Source organism: Curtobacterium sp. MCLR17_055, assembly GCF_003234305.1.
GTDB lineage: Bacteria > Actinomycetota > Actinomycetes > Actinomycetales > Microbacteriaceae > Curtobacterium > Curtobacterium flaccumfaciens.
This window is the reverse complement of sequence record NZ_QKSX01000030.1, coordinates 1-21,089: the sequence shown is the minus strand read 5'-3', so window position 1 is coordinate 21,089 and position 21,089 is coordinate 1. Positions and strand designations below refer to the sequence as shown.

At 72.0% G+C, this 21,089-nt stretch carries 21 protein-coding genes; 18 read left to right on the top strand and 3 right to left on the bottom strand.

Annotation, left to right across the window (positions count from 1 at the left end):
* Positions 1 to 142 precede the first annotated feature (142 nt).
* Positions 143 to 790 carry a DUF1990 family protein gene (locus DEJ09_RS17690; protein WP_220034955.1) on the top strand — a complete coding sequence of 216 codons (648 nt, stop codon included), beginning with the start codon at positions 143 to 145 and terminating at the stop codon, positions 788 to 790.
* A gap of 92 nt (positions 791 to 882) precedes the next feature.
* Here DEJ09_RS17690 and DEJ09_RS17685 read toward each other — a convergent pair whose 3' ends face one another.
* Entirely contained in the window at positions 883 to 1,575 is a 693-nt protein-coding gene (locus DEJ09_RS17685) for an HAD family hydrolase (RefSeq protein ID WP_181433410.1), read from the bottom strand.
* Positions 1,576 to 1,604: 29 nt separating this feature from the next.
* On the opposite strand from DEJ09_RS17685, the gene hemW reads away from it, so the two are divergent.
* Entirely contained in the window at positions 1,605 to 2,858 is a 1,254-nt protein-coding gene (gene hemW / locus DEJ09_RS17680) for a radical SAM family heme chaperone HemW (RefSeq protein WP_111089436.1), read from the top strand.
* A gap of 28 nt (positions 2,859 to 2,886) precedes the next feature.
* Here the strand turns inward: hemW and DEJ09_RS17675 are convergent, their stop codons facing one another.
* Entirely contained in the window at positions 2,887 to 3,360 is a 474-nt protein-coding gene (locus DEJ09_RS17675; RefSeq protein WP_309146906.1) for a DUF4870 domain-containing protein, read from the bottom strand.
* A gap of 110 nt (positions 3,361 to 3,470) precedes the next feature.
* Between DEJ09_RS17675 and hrcA the strand changes: the two genes are divergently transcribed.
* The 15 genes from hrcA (at position 3,471) to DEJ09_RS17600 (ending at position 18,930) form a co-directional block, all read left to right on the top strand.
* The gene (hrcA, locus tag DEJ09_RS17670) at positions 3,471 to 4,490 is read left to right on the top strand and encodes a heat-inducible transcriptional repressor HrcA (RefSeq protein WP_027465308.1); all 1,020 of its coding nucleotides are present in this window, start codon (positions 3,471 to 3,473) and stop codon (positions 4,488 to 4,490) included.
* Between the two features lie 33 nt (positions 4,491 to 4,523).
* Positions 4,524 to 5,636, top strand: coding sequence for a molecular chaperone DnaJ (dnaJ, locus tag DEJ09_RS17665; RefSeq protein WP_017886671.1), 1,113 nt, complete (start codon positions 4,524 to 4,526; stop codon positions 5,634 to 5,636).
* Positions 5,636 to 6,373, top strand: a complete 738-nt coding sequence (locus DEJ09_RS17660; RefSeq protein ID WP_111047134.1) for a 16S rRNA (uracil(1498)-N(3))-methyltransferase — start codon at positions 5,636 to 5,638, stop codon at positions 6,371 to 6,373. Before dnaJ ends, DEJ09_RS17660 begins: the two co-directional genes overlap by 1 nt.
* A gap of 38 nt (positions 6,374 to 6,411) precedes the next feature.
* A complete protein-coding gene (locus DEJ09_RS17655; RefSeq protein WP_027465310.1) occupies positions 6,412 to 6,765 on the top strand; it encodes a histidine triad nucleotide-binding protein in 354 nt (117 codons plus the stop codon).
* Positions 6,755 to 7,897, top strand: a complete 1,143-nt coding sequence (locus tag DEJ09_RS17650; RefSeq protein ID WP_111089434.1) for a PhoH family protein — start codon at positions 6,755 to 6,757, stop codon at positions 7,895 to 7,897. Before DEJ09_RS17655 ends, DEJ09_RS17650 begins: the two co-directional genes overlap by 11 nt.
* Complete coding sequence (gene ybeY / locus DEJ09_RS17645; protein WP_017886675.1) at positions 7,894 to 8,355, top strand: rRNA maturation RNase YbeY; 462 nt, start codon at positions 7,894 to 7,896, stop codon at positions 8,353 to 8,355. The genes DEJ09_RS17650 and ybeY overlap by 4 nt, the downstream gene beginning before the upstream one ends.
* Positions 8,356 to 8,358: 3 nt before the next feature.
* Positions 8,359 to 9,681, top strand: coding sequence for a hemolysin family protein (locus DEJ09_RS17640; RefSeq protein ID WP_110864648.1), 1,323 nt, complete (start codon positions 8,359 to 8,361; stop codon positions 9,679 to 9,681).
* Complete coding sequence (era, locus tag DEJ09_RS17635) at positions 9,678 to 10,616, top strand: GTPase Era (RefSeq protein ID WP_111089433.1); 939 nt, start codon at positions 9,678 to 9,680, stop codon at positions 10,614 to 10,616. The genes DEJ09_RS17640 and era overlap by 4 nt, the downstream gene beginning before the upstream one ends.
* 73 nt (positions 10,617 to 10,689) lie before the next feature.
* Positions 10,690 to 11,928 carry a sensor histidine kinase gene (locus DEJ09_RS17630; RefSeq protein ID WP_111089432.1) on the top strand — a complete coding sequence of 413 codons (1,239 nt, stop codon included), beginning with the start codon at positions 10,690 to 10,692 and terminating at the stop codon, positions 11,926 to 11,928.
* On the top strand, positions 11,925 to 12,614 hold the full coding sequence (locus tag DEJ09_RS17625; RefSeq protein WP_111089431.1) for a response regulator transcription factor: 690 nt from the start codon (positions 11,925 to 11,927) through the stop codon (positions 12,612 to 12,614). Before DEJ09_RS17630 ends, DEJ09_RS17625 begins: the two co-directional genes overlap by 4 nt.
* Positions 12,615 to 12,726: 112 nt before the next feature.
* Positions 12,727 to 13,479 (top strand): ABC transporter ATP-binding protein, encoded by a 753-nt coding sequence (locus DEJ09_RS17620; protein WP_111023148.1) that lies wholly within the window; start codon positions 12,727 to 12,729, stop codon positions 13,477 to 13,479.
* Complete coding sequence (locus DEJ09_RS17615) at positions 13,476 to 14,876, top strand: ABC transporter permease (protein WP_111089430.1); 1,401 nt, start codon at positions 13,476 to 13,478, stop codon at positions 14,874 to 14,876. The genes DEJ09_RS17620 and DEJ09_RS17615 overlap by 4 nt, the downstream gene beginning before the upstream one ends.
* 419 nt (positions 14,877 to 15,295) lie before the next feature.
* Positions 15,296 to 17,071, top strand: a complete 1,776-nt coding sequence (gene leuA / locus DEJ09_RS17610; RefSeq protein WP_111089429.1) for a 2-isopropylmalate synthase — start codon at positions 15,296 to 15,298, stop codon at positions 17,069 to 17,071.
* A 210-nt stretch (positions 17,072 to 17,281) separates the two neighbouring features.
* Positions 17,282 to 18,136: a DNA repair protein RecO gene (gene recO, locus DEJ09_RS17605; RefSeq protein WP_027465318.1), complete on the top strand. Its 855-nt coding sequence runs from the start codon at positions 17,282 to 17,284 to the stop codon at positions 18,134 to 18,136.
* Positions 18,133 to 18,930: an isoprenyl transferase gene (locus DEJ09_RS17600; protein ID WP_071251399.1), complete on the top strand. Its 798-nt coding sequence runs from the start codon at positions 18,133 to 18,135 to the stop codon at positions 18,928 to 18,930. Before recO ends, DEJ09_RS17600 begins: the two co-directional genes overlap by 4 nt.
* Positions 18,931 to 18,996: 66 nt before the next feature.
* Here the strand turns inward: DEJ09_RS17600 and DEJ09_RS17595 are convergent, their stop codons facing one another.
* Positions 18,997 to 19,944 carry a LysR family transcriptional regulator gene (locus DEJ09_RS17595; protein ID WP_258373949.1) on the bottom strand — a complete coding sequence of 316 codons (948 nt, stop codon included), beginning with the start codon at positions 19,942 to 19,944 and terminating at the stop codon, positions 18,997 to 18,999.
* Between the two features lie 70 nt (positions 19,945 to 20,014).
* On the opposite strand from DEJ09_RS17595, the gene DEJ09_RS17590 reads away from it, so the two are divergent.
* The gene (locus tag DEJ09_RS17590; RefSeq protein WP_111089427.1) at positions 20,015 to 21,082 is read left to right on the top strand and encodes an aminotransferase class V-fold PLP-dependent enzyme; all 1,068 of its coding nucleotides are present in this window, start codon (positions 20,015 to 20,017) and stop codon (positions 21,080 to 21,082) included.
* Positions 21,083 to 21,089: the final 7 nt, after the last annotated feature.

The window sequence follows — 21,089 nt, the reverse complement described above, 5'->3', positions numbered from 1 at the left end:
GGGTGGGGCACCTGCTGACGATAGCCCCGGGGCGGACGGTTGTCGGGCCTCCAGTTCGGGGTGCACGGCGGGCGGGCCGATCCGACGGAGGTGAGCGTGGATCGGTTCGATCCGGGGCGGCCCGCCCAAGTACCATGGCAGCATGAGCATCCGCGGGAGCTACCGGACCGCCCTGACGTACGGCGCGGTGGGGGCGACCCAGGCGTCGGACCTCATGACCTACCCGCCGGACGGCTTCACGCCGGCCGAGTCGCGCGCGCGGATCGGACACGGCGACCAGCGGTTCGAGACCGCCGTCGTGCAGGCGCTGACGTGGCAGATCCAGGAGCGCAGCGGTGTCCGCGTGCGCGTCGAGGAGCAGCCCGACGACGACGAGGTCCGGTACAACCCGGTCACGTTCGACGACGACGGTGTGCCGATCGCGCCGGCGTCCATCGGGACGCCCCGGGTCGAGAAGTTCGCCCCCGACGGCACCCCGCTGCTGACGGCGGGCACCAGCGCGACGCTGACGATCCACGCGTTCGGGCAGACCGTGCTGGCACCGGTGCGCGTCGTGTCGATCATCGACGAGCACGACCGCAAGGGGTTCGCCTACGGCACGCTCGAGGGGCACCCGCTCTCCGGCGAGGAGTCGTTCGTCCTCGAGCGCACCCCGGACGGCTCGGTGTGGCTGCAGGTCCGGCAGTTCTCGCAGCCGGCGAGCCGGAAGTGGCGCTTCGTGGCGCCGTTCGTGCGGCGGCAGCAGAAGGTCATGGCGGAGAAGTACCTGGCGGCGCTGCGGGGCGACTAGGCGTCGCGGCCGCTCGGTCGCGGTCGCGGTCGCGGTCGCTCGCGGTCTCGCGACCCCGCCCGCTCCCGCCCGCTCCCGCCCGAGCCCGCTCCTCAGCGGAGCGGTGGGAGCGCGGCGATCGCGTCCTCGATGAGGGCGGCGTCCTGCTGGCAGTCGCGTGCGACGGTCACGGCGTTCGTGTGCCGCAGCGCGTCCACGTCGTAGACACCCGTCGCCACGGCCAGGAAGGGAATGCCCGCGGCGTCCGCGGCCTCACCGTCGCGAGGGGTGTCGCCGACGATGACCGCCCGGGTGCCGACCAGTTCGGCGGCGGCGCGCAGGGTGACCCCGGCCCGCTCGACCTCGGTGTCGCCGAAGTACGAGTGCTCCCAGTCGAAGACGTCGGCCTCGAACCCGGCCCCGGTGAGCTTCACCCGGGCGCGGTACTCGGAGTTGCCGGTGAGCAGGCCGTTGCGCCACCCGAGCTCGGCGAAACGGGTCAGGAGCGCCTTCGCCCCGGGGACCGGGCTGCGGTGGTCGCCGGAGGCGTGCCGTTCGGCGGTCAGGTCGTGCAGGTGCCGGCTGACCGAGGGGATCAGGGTGTCCTCGAACGCGTGGGCGCGCACGTGCTCGGCGATGAGCCCGGCGTCGGTCCGACCGTGCTGGTGTCCGACCCGCAGGGTGAGGTCGCGGCCAACCGCCCGCTCGAGGGCGAGGTGGTAGAGGTTGCCCGGGGACGACGCGTTCATCACGAGGGTGCCGTCGATGTCCCACAGGACCGTGGTGGGGACGGGATGGTGCTCCATGGCTCCCATCATGACGGACAATGGACTCCATGCCGAGTGCTCTCCCGATCGCCGATCCAGCACCAGCGGACGGCCTGATCACCCCGTGGGCGGCAGCGGGCTCCGCTGCCGGGCCGGGGGCTGCTCCCGCCGCCGGTGACGTCCCCTTCGGCGTGTACGTGCACGTGCCGTTCTGCCGCGTGCGCTGCGGCTACTGCGACTTCAACACCTACACGGCGTCGGAGCTCCGCGGCGTCCGTCGCGACGACTACGCCGGGCACGCCGTGCGCGAGATCGAGTGGGCCGCGACCGTGCTCGATCGTTCCGGTGTGCCGCGGCGGCCGGTGTCGACCGTCTTCTTCGGCGGCGGCACCCCGACCATGCTGCCGGCGTCCGACCTGGCGATGATCCTCCGTGCGATCGACGACACCTGGGGCATCCTGCCCGGGGCCGAGGTCACCACCGAGGCGAACCCGGACTCGGTCGACGCGGCGTCGCTCGAGACCCTGCGGGCCGGCGGCTTCAACCGGATCAGCTACGGCATGCAGTCCGCCGTGCCGCACGTGCTCGCCACGCTCGACCGCACGCACGACCCGCTCCGGGTCCCCGTCGTCGTCGACCTCGCGAAGCAGCAGGGACTCGACGTCTCGCTCGACCTCATCTACTCGACGCCGGGGGAGTCCCTCGCCGACTGGCGGACCTCGCTCGACGCCGCGATCGCCTGCGAGCCCGACCACGTGTCGGCGTACTCGCTCATCGTCGAGGACGGCACCGCGATGGGCCGCATGGTCGCCCGCGGTGAGCTCCCCGCCCCCGACGACGACCTGGCCGCCGACATGTACGAGCTCGCCGACGAGGTGCTCGGCGACGCGGGCTACTCCTGGTACGAGGTGTCGAACTGGGCGCGCGGCGACGCGCACGCGAGTCGTCACAACCTGTCCTACTGGAAGGGCCACGACTGGTGGGGCGTCGGCCCCGGCGCGCACTCCGCAGTCGCCGGCACGCGCTGGTGGAACGTCAAGCACCCGGCCGCGTACGCGAACCGGGTGCTGTCGGGGGAGTCGCCGGCCGCCGGCCGCGAGACCATCGACGACGAGACGCGGTACGTCGAGCGCCTGCTGCTGGCGGCGCGGGTCCGCGGGGAACTCGCGACGAGCGAGATCCGCCAGGAGGCCCGTGGCCGGGTCGCCAGCCTCATCTCGCGCGGACTCGTGGACGGGTCGGCCGCGGTGCGGGGACGGATCGACCTGACCCTGCAGGGTCGCCTGCTCGCCGACGCGGTGGTGCGGGAGCTGCTCGACTGAGGGGCGTGCGCACTGCTTGCCGCTGCCGCTACTGCTTGATGAACTCGATCGAGAGCGGGTAGCGGTAGAACTGGCCCTGGTTCGCGGCGACCGCCGCCATGATGCTGAAGATCAGCGACACGATCGCAGCGGCGAGGATGATCAGGAACCCGACGCCGAACACCGAGGTGAGCGAACCGACGAAGTACGCGATCGCCATCGTGATGTGGAAGTTCAGGGCGACCCGGGTGTGCTCCCGGATGAAGCCGCCTCGATCGCGGAGGACCAGGTAGGCGACGAGCGGCGCGACGACGGTGAAGAAGATGCCACCGATGTGCGTCAGCGTGGCCCACAGGCGCTGGTCCTCCGGGCTCATCGGCTGGGGCGGGGTGTAGCCGGCGGGGTACTGCGGCCCGCCGGGGTACTGGGTCCCGCCGGGCTGCTGGGGGCCACCGGGGCCGTGGCCGTACGGGCCGCCGGGCTGCTCGGGTCCGGGGCCGTCGGGCTGCTGTCCGTAGGTCATGGCGGAAGCGTATCGGCCGACCGCCCGGAAGTCCCGGGCCGTCAGCGGTCGGGCGTAGGATCAGCAGTCGACACGTCCGAGTGCCAGGTCGATCGGGAAAGGAGGCGCTCGTGGTCAGTGAACGCAGCCTCGAGGTCCTCAAGGCCATCGTGCGCGACTACGTGGCGTCGCGTGAACCCGTCGGGTCGAAGACCATCGTCGAGCGGCACGCCTTCGGGGTCAGCGCCGCGACGATCCGCAACGACATGGCCCTGCTCGAGGACGAGCAGCTGATCGCCGCACCGCACACCTCGTCCGGGCGCGTGCCGACCGACAAGGGGTACCGCGTCTTCGTGGACCACCTGGCGGGTGCCCGTCCGCTCTCCAGCGCGCAGCGGCACGCCATCGAGACCTTCCTCGGCGCCCCGAACGACCTCGACGAGGTCCTCGGGCGCACCGTCCGGCTGCTCAGCCAGCTCACCAACCAGGTCGCCCTGGTGCAGTACCCCTCGATGGTGCGCGCCCGGGTGCAGCACGTCGAGCTCGTCCGGCTCGGTGACGCCCGGTTGATGGTGGTGCTCATCACCGACACCGCCCGCGTCGAACAGCGCGTGGTCGAGACCGACGTCCCGCTCGACGAGGACTCGTTGGGCGAACTCCGCACCGTGGTGAACGGCGCGACCGTGGGGCTCCTGCTGCAGGACGTCCCGACCGCGCTCCGAGCCGTGCCGCAGCAGCTCCGCCCCGACGCCCAGACGCTCGGCGGGGTCGTCGTCGCCACGCTCATCGAGCAGGTCGCGGCGAACCGGCAGGACCGCCTGCTGATGGCCGGTGCGGCCAACCTGGCGAAGAGCGAGCAGGACTTCTCCGGCGGCCTCTTCCCGGTGCTCGAAGCGATCGAGGAACAAGTCACCCTGCTCCGGTTGTTCGGGGAGATGCAGGTGGACGACATCGCGGTGGCGGCCAGCATCGGCGTCGAGAACGCCGAGTACGGACTCGACGCCACGAGCATCGTCGCCGGCGGCTACCTGGCCGGTGGCGAGGTGGCCCGCCTGGGCGTCCTCGGACCGACCCGCATGGACTACGGCACGAACATGGCGGCCGTCCGCGCCGTCGCCCGCTACCTGTCCAAGCTCCTGGGCGAACACTGACCAACCGACCGAACCCAACCGACTGAGGGATACGTGGCAGACCACTACGACGTCCTCGGCGTCCAGCGAGACGCCTCCGATGCCGACATCAAGAAGGCCTACCGCCGCCTGGCGCGTGAGCTCCACCCGGACGTGAACCCGGCACCCGACGCCGCCGAGCGCTTCAAGGACGTGACGCACGCGTACGACGTGCTGAGCGACCCCGAGCAGCGGCGCCGGTACGACGCCGGCCCGCAGGCCGACAGCCCCTTCGGCGGTGGCGCCGGCGGCTTCAGCGACATCTTCGACGCCTTCTTCGGCGGTGGCGGTGGCGGCGGCCGTGGCTCGGGCCCGCGCAGCCGTGCCGAGCGCGGCCAGGACGCCCTGCTCCGCATCGAGGTCGACCTCGACGAGGTCGTCTTCGGCACCCACAAGGACGTCGAGGTCGACACGGCGGTGCTGTGCGAGACCTGCCACGGTTCCTGCTGCGCACCGGGCACCAGCCCGCGCACGTGCGACATCTGCGGCGGCTCCGGGCACATCCAGCGCCAGGTCCGTTCGCTCCTGGGCAACGTGGTGACGAGCGCCCCGTGCGGCACCTGCCGCGGGTACGGCACCGTCATCCCGAGCCCCTGCCCGACCTGCCAGGGTCAGGGCCGCGTCCGCGCACGTCGCACCGTGCCGGTGGACGTCCCCGCCGGCGTCGACTCCGGCCTGCGCCTGCAGATGCCCGGCCAGGGCGAGGTCGGTCCGGCCGGCGGTCCGTCCGGCGACCTGTACCTCGAGATCCGCGTGCGCCACGACGACGTCTTCAGCCGTGACGGCGACGACCTGCTGGCGACGCTCGAGGTCGGCATGACCGACGCCGTCCTCGGCACGACCACCACGATCGACGGCCTCGACGGTCCGGTCGAGCTCGAGATCCGGCCCGGCGTGCAGAGTGCCGACGTCCTCGTCATCAAGGACCGCGGCATCACGAAGCTGCGCGGGAACGGCCGCGGTGACCTGCGGGTCGGCGTGCAGGTCGTCACCCCGACCAAGCTGTCCCACAAGGAACGGCAGCTGGTCGAGCAGCTCGCGAAGTCGCACAAGACCACCGCCCCGCAGCTCGCCCGGTTCCAGCAGGGCATGTTCGGCAAGCTCCGCGACCGGTTCTTCAACCACTGATGGCGTCGCTGTACCTCGTCGACTCGCTGGACGGCGTCGCCGTCGGTGACCCGGTGTCGCTCGACGGCGCCGAGGGCCGGCACGCGGTCTCCGTCGCGCGCGTCCGGGTCGGTGAGGTCCTGCGGATCGCCGACGGTCGGGGCACCGTGGTGTCCGGGCCGGTCACCACGCTCGGCAAGGACACGCTGGAGCTCGCGGTCGAGACCGTCGAGCACCAGGATGCACCGCGCCCGTCGCTGACCCTCGTGCAGGCCCTGGCGAAGGGCGGCCGTGACGAGATGGCGGTGCAGGCGGCGACCGAGATCGGCGTCGACCGGGTCGTGCCGTGGTCGGCCGCGCGCAGCGTCTCCCGGTGGGACGGCGCGAAGGTCGAGAAGGGCCGTGCCCGGTGGGCAGCGATCGCGCACGAGGCCGCGAAGCAGGCGATCCGACCGCGCGTGCCCGTCGTCGCGCCGCTGGTGACGACCGGACAGCTCGTGTCCGCGCTCGGGGAGGGGACCGCCCTCGTCCTGCTCGACCCGACCGCGACCGTGCGACTCGCCACCTGGGCACCCCCGACGGAGGCCGAGGACATCGCACTCGTCGTCGGCCCCGAAGGCGGCATCGACGGCGCGGAGCTCGACCGGCTCGAGGCCGCGGGTGCCGTGCGGGTCCGACTCGGCGACAGCGTGCTCCGCACGTCCACCGCCGGACCGGCGGCACTCGCTGTCCTGCAGGCGCGACTGGGCCGCTGGTGAGCCGGACCACGCCGTCGGGCGCGTCCTACGATGGAGTCATGAGCAGCAGCACGCCCAGCGTCTTCTCCAAGATCATCGCGCGCGAGATCCCGGCGACCATCGTCGCCGAGGACGACCGCGTGATCGCGATCGAGGACATCGCCCCGAAGGCTCCCGTCCACGTGCTCGTCGTCCCCAAGACCGAGCAGTACGCGAACGTCGGCGAACTCGCAGCGGGCGACCCCGACCTGCTGGCCCACGTCGTCGCCACCGCGCAGCGCATCGCCGACGAGCGCGCCGACGGCCAGTTCCGACTCGTCTTCAACACCGGCGAAGCCGCCGGTCAGACCGTGTTCCACGTGCACGCGCACGTACTCGCAGGTGAACTGCAGGAAGGCACCCTTGCCGGTTAACGAACCAGTACAGCCCACCGCCGCCGACGACGAGCCCGTCTCGGTCTCGCTCCAGGTCGACGGCATCGCCATGGTGCAGCTGCTCGGCCCCCAGGACCGTCTGCTCAAGACGGTCGAGCGCCAGTACCCGGGCGTCCGGGTCGTCGTCCGTGGCAACGAGGTCACGCTGACCGGGCCCGAGCGCGACGTCGCCCGCGCGAAGGCGCTCGTCGACGAGCTCGTCGGCATGGTCAGGCGCGGGCAGGAGATCGGCCCGGCCGACATCCCGATGTCGGCACGGATCCTCGACGACGACCGCAAGCCGTCCGACACCTTCGGCACCCCGATCGTGTCGAGCCGCGGCAAGTCCGTCCGCCCGAAGACGGACGGGCAGCGTGCCTACGTCGACGCGATCGACGAGCACACCATCACGTTCGGCATCGGTCCGGCCGGTACCGGCAAGACGTACCTGGCGATGGCCAAGGCCGTGCAGGCACTGCAGCGGCGCGAGGTCAACCGGATCATCCTCACCCGTCCCGCGGTCGAGGCCGGCGAGCGGCTCGGCTTCCTGCCGGGCACGCTGACCGACAAGATCGACCCGTACCTGCGCCCGCTGTACGACGCGCTCAACGAGATGATGGACCCGGAGCTGGTCCCGAAGCTCCTGGCGGCAGGCACCGTCGAGGTCGCCCCGCTGGCGTACATGCGCGGCCGGACGCTCAACGACTCCTTCGTGGTGCTCGACGAGGCGCAGAACACCACGCCCGAGCAGATGAAGATGTTCCTGACCCGGCTCGGGTTCGGCTCGAAGATGGTCATCACGGGCGACATCACCCAGGTCGACCTGCCGGGCAACGTCTCCGGTCTCCGGCTCGTGACCCGCATCCTCGACCAGGTCGAGGACATCCACTTCGCCCGTCTCGGCAGCGAGGACGTGGTCCGCCACACCCTCGTCGGCCGGATCGTCGACGCCTACACGGTCTACGACGAGGAGCGCCTCGCCGAGCAGGCCGGGCAGCGCCCCGGTGGCCGTGGCACCGCCCCGGTCGGCAACCCCGACGGCGCCAACCGCGCCGAACGCCGTGGACGCCCGCCGTTGGACCGCGCACGACCCCCGTACCCCCAGAACGACGCCCGAGGAGGCACCCGGTGAGCATCGAGCTCAACAACGAGTCCGGCGTCGAGGTGGACGAGGCCGCGATCCAGCGGCTCGCCGCCTTCGCCCTGGACGCGATGCACGTCCACGCCGATGCGGAGCTCGCGATCGTGCTGGTCGACGAGGGCGCGATGGAGCAGCTGCACGTGCGGTGGATGGACGAGCCCGGTCCGACGGACGTCCTGAGCTTCCCGATGGACGAGCTGCGTCCCGGCACCGAGGACGACCCCACGCCGGCCGGGCTGCTGGGCGACATCGTGCTCTGCCCGCAGGTGGCCGAGGAGCAGGCGAAGACCGCCGGGCACTCGAGCACCGACGAGATGCTGCTGCTCACCTGCCACGGCATCCTGCACCTGCTCGGCTTCGACCACGCCGAGCCCGACGAGAAGGCCGAGATGTTCGGCATCCAGGGCGAGATCCTGACCGCCTTCGCCGCCCAGCACCGAGGGCGGTAGCCGGTGGTCGTCGTCGCCGGACTCCTCGCGGTGGCGCTGGGGCTCGTCGTGCTCGGCGGGCTCCTCGCCGCGAGCGACGCCGCGCTCTCCGTGGTCTCCCGTGCCGACCTCGAGGAGATCGCCAGGGGCAACAAGCGCCGCCGCGCCATCGAGGCGATCGCGGACGACGTCGGGGCGCACGTCAACGCGCTGAACTTCTTCCGCGTCCTCGCCGAGACCGCGGCCGCGGTGCTCGTGACGATCGCCCTCGTGCGCGCCTTCGACAGCTGGTGGCTCGCACTCGTGCTCTCCGCCGCGATCATGACCGCGGTGTCGTTCGTCCTGGTCGGGTCGAGCCCCCGCAGCGTCGGACGCGCCCACGCCGAGCGGCTGATCGGTGCGACCGGCGGCATCGTCCGTGGGGTCCGCATCGTGCTCGGTCCGCTGGCCGGGCTGCTCGTCCGGATCGGCGACCGGGTCACCCCCGGCCGCGGCCGGAGCGCCTCCACCGTGTCGAGCGAGGAGCAGCTGCTCTCGCTCGTCGACGAGGCCACCGAGAGCAACGTGCTCGAGGACGAGGACCGCGAACTCATCCACTCGGTGTTCGAGTTCAGCGACACCCTGGTGCGCGAGGTCATGGTGCCCCGCACGGACATGCTCACCGTCGACGGCGCAGAGACGCTGGCCGCGGCCATGGAGCAGTTCCTGGCCGCCGGAGTGTCCCGGATGCCGGTGACGGGCAAGGACAGCGACGACGTGCGGGGCGTGCTCTACCTGCGCGACGTCGCGCGGTCGCTGTACGAACGACCGGCGTCCCGCAGCGAGCGGGTCAGCCGGCTGCTGCGGCCCGCCGAGTTCGTGCCGGAGTCGAAGCACGCCGACGACACCCTGCGGCACATGCAGGTCGCCAAGAACCACCTGGTGCTGGTGGTCGACGAGTACGGCGGAGTCGCCGGGCTCGTGACCATGGAGGACCTCATCGAAGAGCTTGTCGGGGACATCTCCGACGAGTACGACCGCGCCGTCGTCGACCGGACCGAGGTCGAACCGGGCATCTGGCGGATCTCCGCCCGACTGCCGATCGACGAGCTCGGCGACCTGTTCGGCATCGAGCTCGACGACGACGACGTCGACACCGCCGGTGGCCTGCTCACCAAGGAGCTCGGACATCTGGCGGTCTCCGGCGACACCGTCACCGTGTCCGGGGTCGTCCTGACCGCCGACCGGGTCGAGGGCAAGCGCCGCCACCTCATCACCGTGCTCGCCGAGCGCACCCATGCCCTGGCCGACGTCGAGGACGCCTTCGACGACGCCGAACCCACCACGACGGGAACCACGCACGCATGACCGACACCGACACCACCCAGGCCGGCTCGGACAAGCCCTACCGCGCGGGCTTCGTCTCGTTCGTCGGCCGCCCGAACGTCGGCAAGTCGACGCTGACCAACGCCCTGGTGGGCGAGAAGGTCGCCATCACCTCGTCCATGCCGCAGACCACCCGGCGCGCCATCCGCGGGATCGTGCACCGGCCCGACGGCCAGGTGATCATCGTCGACACCCCGGGCGTGCACCGTCCGCGCACCCTGCTCGGCGAACGGCTCAACGACCTCGTGCAGTCCACCCTCGGCGACGTCGACGTGATCGGGTTCTGCGTGCCGGCGAACGAGCCCGTCGGTCCCGGTGACCGGTTCATCAACGACACGCTCGACCAGTACCCGCGCGCCAAGAAGATCGCGATCGTCACGAAGATCGACAGCGCCTCCAAGGACCGCGTCGGTGAGCAGCTGCTGGCCGTCTCGAAGCTCCGCGACTGGGACGCTGTGGTGCCGACCTCGGGCACCCGGGGCATGCAGCTCGAAGACCTGCTCGGCGTCGTCACGAGCCTGCTGCCCGAGTCGCCGCAGCTGTACGACTCGAGCGCCGTGACCGAGGAGACCGACGAGGAGCGCATCGGGGAGCTCATCCGCGAAGCCGCGCTCGAGGGCGTCCGCGACGAGCTGCCGCACTCGCTCGCCGTGGTCATCGAGGATATCGTCGAGCCCGACGCCGACGAGGACGCCGACGGCCCCCTGCGCATCTTCGCGAACCTGTTCGTCGAGCGGGACAGCCAGAAGGCGATCGTCATCGGACACAAGGGCGAGCGCCTGAAGGACGTCGGTTCGCGGGCCCGCGTCGAGATCGAGTCGCTGCTCGGCGGCCGGCACGTCTACCTGAACATCCGCGTGAAGGTGGCCAAGGAGTGGCAGCGTGACCCGAAGCAGCTCGGACGCCTCGGCTTCTGACCGTCCGCCGTTCGCACCCCGGGTCATCCGGGCGAGGGACGCGGGGACGAGTGGCCGGCCGTACCGTGGACGGGTGTTCCGTCCCATGCTGCGCGCGCAGGTCATCACCGACCTGCTGATCGCCGTGCTGCTCGGCGGCCTCGTGCTGGTCGCCAGCGGGCGCGGGATCGACGGGCCGTTGTCCGTGGTCACCGTCGTCGGGATGACCGCCGCCCTGGCACTCCGGCGCCTGTCACCCGGGCTCGCCCTGACCGTGGCGTGGGTGTTCGCGGTCTTCGAGATGGTCACCCTGCAGGTACCGGACGTGTCGAACGCGTTCATCGCCGGCGTCATGTACACGACGAGTGCGTACGGCAGCCGCCGTGTACGGCTGGCCGGGCTCGTGTCGGCGATCGTCGGGTCCGTCGCCGCGGCCGCGTACATGGGCTTCGACGACTACCAGAACCGGCTCACCTACGAGACCGCCTCCACACCACTGCAGGAGTCCCTGCAGGTCACGCTCTCGTTCTTCGCCGTCGTCCTGCTCCTGCTGCTGCTGCCGTGGCTCGCCGGACTCGTGGTCCGGACCCGTCGCTCGGCGAGCATGAGTCGCGAGGCCCAGCTGCTCGCCGAACGTGACGCCGCGCGGGCCGACCGGGCCGTCGCGGTCGAGCAGGAGCGCGTGCGGATCGCCCGCGACATGCACGACATCGTCGCGCACTCGCTCGCGGTGGTCATCGCGCAGTCCGACGGCGCCCGGTACGCCCTGAAGGCCGACCCCGCGGTGGCCGACCAGGCCCTCAGCACCATCTCGGCCACGGCCCGGCGCGCACTCGGCGACGTGCGCGAACTCCTCGGCGCGCTCCGGCACGAGCAGGGGACCGCGCCGACGCCCGAGATCGACGACATCGACCGGCTCGTCGACGAGATGCGGCAGCTCGGGCTCGATGTGCGCGTGGAGCGCGAGGGCGATCCCGCGGGGCTGCCGACCACCACGCAGCTCGCGGTCTACCGGATCGTGCAGGAGAGCCTGACGAACGCGTACAAGCACGGAGAGCCCGGCAGCCCGGTGCGTGCCGCCCTGACCTACCGGCCGGACACGGTCGAGATCGCCGTCGTGAACCGCCGTGCCGACGATGGTGTCCGCGGCCCCGGCACGGGCCACGGCCTGGTCGGCATGCGCGAGCGCGCCGTGATGACCGGCGGCACCATGACCGCCGGGGCCCGAGGGGACGACTTCGCGGTCGCCGTCCGGATGCCGACCGTCCCGGCCAGCGGGCAGATGCCCCGGGGCCGGATCACCCCGACCGAGCAGGAGCGCACCGCCCGATGACCACGATCCCGACCGACGAGCACTCGATCCGCGTCGCCCTCGTCGATGACCAGGCGCTGTTCCGCACCGGCATCCGGATGCTCATCGACTCGCAGCCCGACCTGCGGTTCGTGGGCGATGCGGGCGACGGTGCCGAGGGGGTCGAACTCGTCCGGCGGACCCGTCCCGACGTGGTGCTCATGGACGTCCGGATGCCCGTGATGGACGGCATCACGGCGACCGGTCACATCGTCGAGCAGTCCGGCACCGACGGCGCGAAGGTCCTCGTGCTGACCACGTTCGACTTCGACGAGGCCGCTGCCAAGGCCATCCGCGCCGGTGCGAGCGGCTTCGTGCTCAAGGACGCCGACCCCGAGTTCCTGCTCGCGGCGGTCCGGACCGTGCACGCCGGCACCGCGGTGTTCGCCGCGTCGGCCACGCGGGAGCTCCTGCGCCGGTACGACGACTCGGTCGGCCGCGCCGCCGCCGTCCCCGCGGCCTTCGCCGACCTCACCCCGCGTGAGCGCGAGATCTTCGACCTGGCCGCCCGGGGGTTCAGCAACAGCGAGATCGCCCAGCACGAGTACGTCAGTGAGGCGACCGTGAAGACGCACATCTCGCGGGTCCTGACGAAGCTCGAACTCCGCGACCGGGTGCGGCTCGTCGTCTTCGCCCACGAACACGGGCTCGTCACCAAGGCCGACTGAGGCCGGGTCATCCGCGGGGATGACCCCTCCACAGGCAACCGAGCCGAGCGGACGATCCACAGGAGCCGACCGGGCGACGCGGGACAGGACCGCTGACCGTCATCGTGGATGCATGACCACGAGCCACGCCCCGATCATCCGCCTCGACCACGTGTCCAAGCACTACGGCGACGACGCCCGACGTGTGACCGCGCTCGACGATGTCAGCGTCGACATCGGCGCGGGGGAGTTCACCGCGGTGATGGGCCCGTCCGGGTCCGGCAAGTCGACGCTCATGCACGTCGCGGCCGGCCTCGACGCCGTGTCCACCGGTCGGATCCAGATCGACGGCGTCGACATCACGGCTCTGGGCGACAAGGACCTCACCGAGCTGCGTCGTCGTCGGCTGGGCTTCGTGTTCCAGTCGTTCAACCTCGTCCCGACGCTGGACGTCAGCGAGAACATCCGGCTGCCGTTCCTGCTCGGTGGGCACAAGCCCTCGCGTGAGGAGACCGCCTGGATCGACCGGCTGGTCGAGATGCTCGGGCTCGGCAACCGGCTGACCCATCGTCCGCACCAGCTCTCCGGCGGGCAGCAGCAGCGCGTCGCCATCGCACGGGCACTCGCTTCGCGGCCGGCGGTGGTCGTCGCCGACGAACCGACGGGCGCGCTCGACTCCCGCACGGGGCGCGACGTGCTCGCGATCCTCCGCGGTGCCGTCCAGGAGTGGGGCCAGAGCGTCGTCATGGTCACGCACGACCCGGTGGCGGCCGCGAACGCCGACCGGATCCTGTTCCTGGCCGACGGCCGGATCGTCGCCGACCGCCCCGCAATGGACGCCGGTGCGATCTCCACGACGATGCTCGGGATGGAGGCAGCAGCGTGAACGGCATCCGCTCCTTCGCCCCCACCGTCCTGGTCGCCGCCCTCGGCACCACGTTCGGTTCAGCCCTCGTCATCGCGCCGGGGATCGTGACCGAGGCGCTCCGAGCCGCCGGGGTCGCCGACCTCGGCCCGATCAAGGCGATCCTGTCGGTGGTCGGGTGGCTGTTCCTCGGCATCGCGCTCTACGTCGGCGCGATCGTCACCGCGAACACCTGCGCCACCCTGATCGCCGGGCAGACCCGCATCATCGCCCTGCAGCGGCTGGTCGGCGCGACCGGTGCGACCCTGCGGGCGCGGATCACCCGCACCGGCCTGGTGGTCGGCGTGCTCGGCGGCGTCGTCGGCGCCGTCGTGGGGACCGCGCTCTCGGCCCTGTTCGTCATCGTCCTGCGGGGCAACGGGGTCCTGCCCGACGCCGAGTACACGTACTTGCCGTGGGAGCTCGTCCTGCCGGTCGTGGCCGTCGTCCTCGCCACCTGGGGTGCCTTCGCTGCCGGGTCGCGCCGCGTGCTCACCGTCACCCCGCTCGAAGCGCTGTCGTCGTCCGTCGAGCCGAGCCACGACGACGTCCGGTCCGGCACGGCCCGCAAGGTCTGGTCGATCGTGCTCATGGCCGGCGGTGCTGTGCTGATGCTGCTCGGGCTCGCGGTGAGCTCGCTGTCCCCGGTCGCGGTCCTGCCGGCGGCGCTCGGCGGGTTCGTGTCCTTCGCGGGGGTCGCCGTGGGGGCGACGATCGTGATGCCGCCCGTGCTGCAGCTCATCGGCCGCATCGGCTCGCACGACCCCGTCGTCCTGCTCGCCGGACGGAACGCGATGCGGGCGCCGGGGCGGTCCTCGCGGGCGACCATCGGGCTCGTCATCGGCGTCACCCTGCTCGTCACCTTCGCGGTCGCGCTCGGCATCATGCAGCACGTGCTCGAGACCGAGATGCGCGCCATGAGCGCCGGGAGCGCCACCCCCGAGATGATCGAGGCGCAGCGGGACCTCTTCGTGCAGATCAACGCCGTCGTCAGCGTGATCGTCGGGTTCTCCGCCGTGATCGCCGCCGTCGGGGTCGTCAACGCCCTGGCGCTCGGGGTGCTCCAGCGTCGACGCGAACTCGGGCTGCTGCGGGTGCTCGGTCTGACCGGTGCACAGGTCCGACGGATGATCGTGACCGAGGCCGTGCAGATGGTCGTCGCGGCCGTCGTCGCGGGGCTCGCACTCGGCACGCTGTACGGCTGGGTCGGCGGGCAGACGCTCCTCGGCTCGCTCGGGACGCCCGTGGCGCCGGTGCTGCCGCCGCTGACCATCGGCATCGTGGTGATCGGCGCGCTGGTCCTGGCGGTCGTCGCCACCATCGCGCCGGTGCGGCGCGCGATGCGCGTCCCGCCGACCGAGGCGCTCGCGGTCGACTGACGCGTCGCCCTGGTCACGCCATGCGACGACACGGGAGGCCCGGTGCCAGCTGGCACCGGGCCTCCCGTCCGTCGTGGGGTCGCGCCGACGTGCCCTGCCCGGCCCCGCCACGCCGCTCACGTCCGCCGAGGTGTCACGAACCGTCGTCTGGACGCGGCCCGGGCGACACAACGTGACCACTCGGCGACCAGCCCGCGGCTGGTCTCGACCACCCGGCACCCCGTTCGGAAGCCGCGGGCAGTCCCGCGTCACAAGCTTGCGCCAGCGTGGTACACCGGTGCTACCGTGGGTCTCGATGTACTCGGCACTCCTCCTCCTTCGCTGCCGCGACGAGGCCTGACACTCCGGCCCACCTCGTCGCGGAGTCCGTCGTGGCCGCACCACAACAGCTCACGAACACGCGACGAAAGCGAAGAACGATGCAGAACACCCAGCAGCCCTCCGGGATGCCGATCCACAAGTACGTCCCGTTCCACGAGCAGATCACCGTCGACCTGCCGGACCGGACCTGGCCCACGAAGCGCATCGACAAGGCACCGCGCTGGTGTGCGGTCGACCTGCGTGACGGCAACCAGGCCCTCATCGACCCGATGGACGCCGAGCGCAAGCGGGCGATGTTCGACCTCCTCGTCCGGATGGGCTACAAGGAGATCGAGGTCGGGTTCCCGAGCGCCTCGCAGACCGACTTCGACTTCGTCCGGTCGCTGATCGACGAGGGCGCGATCCCCGACGACGTCACGATCCAGGTGCTGACCCAGGCGCGCGAGCACCTCATCCAGCGCACCTACGAGGCGATCGACGGCGCGAAGCAGGCCATCGTCCACCTGTACAACTCGACGAGCATCGTGCAGCGCGAGGTCGTCTTCCGCACCGACGTGCAGGGCGTGGTGGACATCGCGGTCACCGGTGCGAAGCTCTGCAAGGCGGCCGAAGCCACGCTGCAGCACGACACGACGATCTACTACGAGTACTCGCCGGAGTCCTACACGGGCACCGAGCTCGAGGTCGCACTGGAGATCTGCAACGCCGTCCTCGAGGTCTTCGAGCCGTCGCCCGAGCGCAAGGTCATCATCAACCTGCCCGCGACCGTCGAGATGGCCACGCCGAACGTCTACGCCGACTCGATCGAGTGGATGTCCCGCCGCCTCGCCCACCGCGAGGACGTCATCCTGTCGCTGCACCCGCACAACGACCGCGGCACCGCGGTCGCGGCCGCCGAGCTCGGCTACATGGCCGGCGCCGACCGCATCGAGGGCTGCCTGTTCGGCAACGGTGAGCGCACCGGCAACGTGGACCTGGTCGCCCTCGGGATGAACCTGTTCACGCAGGGGATCGACCCGGAGATCTCGTTCGCCGACATCGACCAGGTGAAGCGCACCGTCGAGTACTGCAACCAGCTGCCGGTGCCCGAGCGCCAGCCGTGGGCGGGCGACCTCGTGTACACGGCGTTCAGCGGCTCGCACCAGGACGCCATCAACAAGGGCTTCGAGGCGATGAAGGCCAAGGCCGCCGCCGCGGGCAAGGACATCGACGAGATCGAGTGGGCGGTGCCGTACCTGCCCGTCGACCCGAAGGACATCGGCCGCTCGTACGAGGCCGTCATCCGTGTCAACTCGCAGTCCGGCAAGGGCGGCGTCGCCTACCTGCTCAAGACCGACCACGCCCTCGACCTGCCCCGCAAGCTGCAGATCGAGTTCTCCGGAGTCGTGCAGCGGCACACCGACACCGAGGGTGGCGAGTTCTCGTCGCAGCGCATCTGGGACGTGTTCCAGGACGAGTACCTGCCCGCGTCGATCGACGACGAGAAGTGGGGCCGGTACGAGCTCACCAAGACGGCGACGTCGAGCGACTTCGAGGGAACGACCTCGCTGTCCGTGGCGCTCCGGGTCGACGAGGGTGCGGTCACGGCCGAGGCCGTCGGCACCGGTCCCATCGACGCGTTCCTGAAGGTGCTCGCCGAGCAGGGCGTCCAGGTCACGCTGTACGACTACTCGGAGCACACGATGAGCGCCTCCGGTGACGCGAAGGCCGCGTCCTACGTCGAGCTCGACGTCGACGGCGTGCGTCTGTGGGGCGTCGGCATCGACGCCGACATCTCGACGGCGTCGCTCAAGGCGATCGTGTCCGCGGTGAACCGCGCGGTGCGCGCGGGTGCCGCGGCCGGCGCCGACGCGCCGGAGCTCGTCTCCGCCTGAGACGCAACCAGCCCAGGAGGCGCGGTGCGGGTCCGTCCCGCACTGCGCCTCCTGTCTGTGCCCGGTCGTTCCCCCGTCACGCGCGATGGCAGGTCGAATCGGGCGTACCTGGTCGTTTCTTCCGACCAGGTACGCCCGATTCCACTCGGCACCCCCGAGCCCCGCACCGCGCCGCACGCGGCTGTCGGCGGGGCGGGGGATACTGGAGGCATGCCGCTGTACCGGGACGAGTGCGTCGTGTTGCGCACCCACAAGCTCGGTGAAGCCGACCGCATCGTCACGATGCTCTCGCGGCAGCACGGCAAGATCCGTGCCGTGGCCAAGGGCGTGCGACGAACGGCGTCGAAGTTCGGCAGCCGGCTCGAACCGTTCATGGTCGTCGACGCCCAGTTCTACGAGGGCCGGTCGCTCGACATCGTCACCCAGGCGGAGTCCCTCGGCGCGTACGGGGCCCAGATCGTCGCCGACTACGGCGCGTACACCGCGGCCAGCGCCATGGTGGAGACCGCCGACCGACTGAGCGAGGCCGACGCGGGGCTGCAGCAGTACCTGTTGCTCGTCGGGGCGCTGCGCTCGTTGTCGCGCGGGGAGCACCAGTCCAGCGCGACCCTCGACTCGTACCTGCTCCGCGCGATGAGCATCGCGGGGTGGGCGCCCTCGTTCAGCGACTGTGCGGTGACGGGGGAGCCGGGCCCGCACTCGGCGTTCGTGGTGCAGCTCGGTGGTGTCGTCGCCGACCGTGCGGCGCCCCCGGGCACGCCGCGGCTCGACCCGGCGACGCTCGGGGTGCTCGGATCCCTGCTCGCCGGCGACTGGGCGACGGTCGACGCCACGGACGAGCGGACGCGTTCGCGGGCCTCCGGCGTGGTCGCGGCATACGCCCAGTGGCACCTGGAACGATCGCTCCGGTCCCTGCCGCACGTCGACCGCTCCGAACACCCGATGCCGGTGCCGCAGACCCACGGCGGACCCGAGGCGACCGCACGTGCGGTGGCCTCGACCCCGGCACCCGCCGTGCCCGAGCCCGACCCTGATCCCGCTGTCGAAGGAGCCCCCACCGCATGAGCCCCCGCCGCCCCGACGACGTCGAACCGTTCCGCCCGATCGACTGGACCGGCGAAACGCCCCCGGCGATCCCGGCCCGGTTCGTGCCGGAGCACGTGGCCATCGTCATGGACGGCAACGGCCGGTGGGCGAACGGCCGCGGCCTGACCCGGATCGAGGGGCACAAAGCGGGCGAGGCCTCACTGCTCGACGTCGTCGCCGGCGCGATCCAGATCGGCGTCGGGCACGTGTCGGCGTACGCGTTCTCGACGGAGAACTGGAAGCGCTCCCCGGAAGAGGTCCGGTTCCTGATGGGCTTCAACCGTGACGTCATCCGCCGTCGCCGTGACCAGCTGCACCAGTGGGGCGTCAAGGTGCGGTGGGCAGGCCGGCGTCCGCGGCTGTGGCGGAGCGTCATCGACGAGCTCGAGACCGCCGAGCGGATGACGGCGGGCAACGACGTCCTCACGCTGACGATGTGCGTGAACTACGGCGGCCGGAACGAGATCGTCGACGCCGTGCGGGGCATGGCCGAGGACGTCGCCGCTGGACGCCTGAAGCCGAGCCAGGTCACCGAGAAGGCCCTCGCGAAGCGGCTGTACGTGCCCGAGATGCCCGACGTCGACCTGTTCCTCCGGAGCTCGGGGGAGCAGCGCACGAGCAACTTCCTGCTGTGGCAGTCCGCCTACGCCGAGATGGTGTTCCTCGACCGGCTCTGGCCGGACTTCCGTCGCACCGACCTGTGGGGTGCGATCGAGGAGTACGCCAGCCGCGACCGACGCTACGGCGGCGCGGTCGACACCCCGACGGCCTAGCCCGAGCCCGAGCCCGAGCCCGAGCCCGAGCCCAAGCCCCCGAGCCCGGCCCCTCAGCCCGGCCCCTCAGCCCGGCAGCGGCCCCTCGAGCAGGTGGGCGGCGGAGCGCACCGCGTCGAGCGCCGCACGGACGCTCGGCACCCGGTCGGCACCACGGGCGACGACGACCTCGACACGCCGGGCCAGCTCGTCGTCCACGGGGTCGATCGCGACACCGGCCGGGATGACCGTCGTCGCGAGTGCCAGCCGGGGGAGCAGCGCCACCCCGAGCCCGGCGGCGACGAGCCCCACCACCGCGGCCGCGTTGTCCGTCTCCAGCACGATGTCCGGCGTGAACCCCGCGCTCGCGCACGACGCGAGCAGGTGCCCACGGCAACGGGGGCAGCCCCCGATCCACCGGGCGTCGTGGTGGGACGCGAGGTCCACGACGGTGGAGCCGGCGGGGCGGAGTCGCTCGGAGCCTCCTGGCTCGACCGGCGTCACCAGCGCGAGCGGGTCGCGACCGAGTGCCCGGGTGACGAGGCCCGGGTCCGGGGTGGTCCCGACCTCGTCGCCGAGGTAGGTGAAGGTCAGGGCGACGTCGACCTCGCCGCCGCGCAGCAGGTCGAGTGCCTCGGGCGGCTCGACCTCGACGTACGAGGTCGTCACGCCGGGCGCCGTCGCGGCGAGCCGGGCGAGCACCGCGGGCACCAGGGCGGAGGACGCGCTCGGGAACCCGGCGAGTCGCACCCGGCCACGGCTGAGTCCGCCCACGGCGTCGAGGTCCTCGCGCGCCGCGGTCAGCGCGGCCTGGACGTGCAGGGCGTGGTCGGCGAGCACCTGCCCCGCGTGCGTGAGGGTCGCGCCCCGCCCGCCTCGCAGGACCAGCGCGTGCCCGAGACGCTGCTCGGCCCGGGCCACCAGCTGGCTGACGGCCGGCTGGCTCGACCCCAGTGCGGCGGCAGCGCGGGTGATCGACCCGCCGTCGGCCACGGCGCGCAGGACCCGGAGCAACTGGGGATCGATCTCGTCCATCATCCGATGTTATCGGTGGCACAACGGATCGGCCCTGGTGTGATGGGTCGGGAACCGGGACGCTGTCCGCATGGACTCCTTCCCCGCCGGCCGCGGCTACCTGGCGGCGTGCACCGCGGGCCTGCCGACCCGCGGCACCCTCGCTGCCCAGCGCGCCGACCTCGACGCGTGGTCGCGGGCCGAGACGTCGCCCGCCCGGTACGGCGCGCTGGTCGAGCAGGGGCGTGCGCTCTTCGCTGCGCTGGTCGGCGTCCCGGCGGAGCGCGTCGCGACGGGCTCGCAGACCTCGGTGATGGCCGCGGTCGTCGCCGACGCGCTACCGGACGGCGCCGAGGTGGTCGTCCCCGACGGCGACTTCAGCTCGGTCGTCTTCCCGTTCCTCGCCCAGGCACACCGCGGCGTCCGGGTCCGGAGCGTCCCGCTGGACGGGCTCGCCGCCTCGGTCGGGCCCGACACCGCCCTCGTCGCGTGGTCCGCGGTGCAGTCCGCCACCGGCGTGGTCACCGATCCCGACCCGGTCGTGGCCGCCGCTCGACGCGTCGGCGCCCTGACCCTCTGCGACCTCACCCAGGCCGCCGGCGTCCTGCCCGTCGACGCCGCCCCGTTCGACGTGACGCTCACGCACACCTACAAGTGGCTCTGCGCTCCGCGCGGCGTCGCCTTCATGACGCTCTCCGACACCGCCCTCGGCCGGCTCCGCCCGGTGCAGGCCGGTTGGTACGCGGGAGCGGACGTGTGGTCCTCCTGCTACGGCCCCGCCATGCACCTGGCCGACGACGCGCGCCGCTTCGACGTCTCGCCGGCCTGGCAGGCGTGGCCCGGTGCCGTGGCCGCGCTCGAGCACGCGGTCGCGCTCGACCAGCAGGCGGTCTGGAGGCACGCCACCGGTCTCGCGGATCGGCTGTGCGACGCCCTCGGGGCGCCTCGGCAGGGCGACGGGCAGGGCGACGGGCAGGCGATCGTGACGTTCGCGGACGCCGACGGGGCGGCCCTCCGGGCCCTCGCCGCCGCAGGCGTCACCGCCTCGGGGCGTGCCGGGCGACTGCGCATCGCGTTCCACCTGTGGAACGACGAGTCCGACGTGACCGACGTCGTGGCCGCGCTGGGCGGGGTGGGGCCGACCACGTCGGGCAGGTGAGCGGGGA

What these genes read in the sequence shown, in the direction of transcription:
- DEJ09_RS17690 (WP_220034955.1), top strand. Translation starts at nt 143, where the DNA reads ATGAGCATCCGCGGGAGCTACCGGACCGCCCTGACGTACGGCGCGGTG.
- DEJ09_RS17685 (WP_181433410.1), bottom strand. Translation starts at nt 1,575, where the DNA reads ATGGAGCACCATCCCGTCCCCACCACGGTCCTGTGGGACATCGACGGC.
- hemW (WP_111089436.1), top strand. Translation starts at nt 1,605, where the DNA reads ATGCCGAGTGCTCTCCCGATCGCCGATCCAGCACCAGCGGACGGCCTG.
- DEJ09_RS17675 (WP_309146906.1), bottom strand. Translation starts at nt 3,360, where the DNA reads ATGACCTACGGACAGCAGCCCGACGGCCCCGGACCCGAGCAGCCCGGC.
- DEJ09_RS17660 (WP_111047134.1), top strand. Translation starts at nt 5,636, where the DNA reads ATGGCGTCGCTGTACCTCGTCGACTCGCTGGACGGCGTCGCCGTCGGT.
- DEJ09_RS17655 (WP_027465310.1), top strand. Translation starts at nt 6,412, where the DNA reads ATGAGCAGCAGCACGCCCAGCGTCTTCTCCAAGATCATCGCGCGCGAG.
- era (WP_111089433.1), top strand. Translation starts at nt 9,678, where the DNA reads ATGACCGACACCGACACCACCCAGGCCGGCTCGGACAAGCCCTACCGC.
- DEJ09_RS17625 (WP_111089431.1), top strand. Translation starts at nt 11,925, where the DNA reads ATGACCACGATCCCGACCGACGAGCACTCGATCCGCGTCGCCCTCGTC.
- DEJ09_RS17620 (WP_111023148.1), top strand. Translation starts at nt 12,727, where the DNA reads ATGACCACGAGCCACGCCCCGATCATCCGCCTCGACCACGTGTCCAAG.
- leuA (WP_111089429.1), top strand. Translation starts at nt 15,296, where the DNA reads ATGCAGAACACCCAGCAGCCCTCCGGGATGCCGATCCACAAGTACGTC.
- recO (WP_027465318.1), top strand. Translation starts at nt 17,282, where the DNA reads ATGCCGCTGTACCGGGACGAGTGCGTCGTGTTGCGCACCCACAAGCTC.
- DEJ09_RS17600 (WP_071251399.1), top strand. Translation starts at nt 18,133, where the DNA reads ATGAGCCCCCGCCGCCCCGACGACGTCGAACCGTTCCGCCCGATCGAC.
- DEJ09_RS17595 (WP_258373949.1), bottom strand. Translation starts at nt 19,944, where the DNA reads ATGGACGAGATCGATCCCCAGTTGCTCCGGGTCCTGCGCGCCGTGGCC.
- DEJ09_RS17590 (WP_111089427.1), top strand. Translation starts at nt 20,015, where the DNA reads ATGGACTCCTTCCCCGCCGGCCGCGGCTACCTGGCGGCGTGCACCGCG.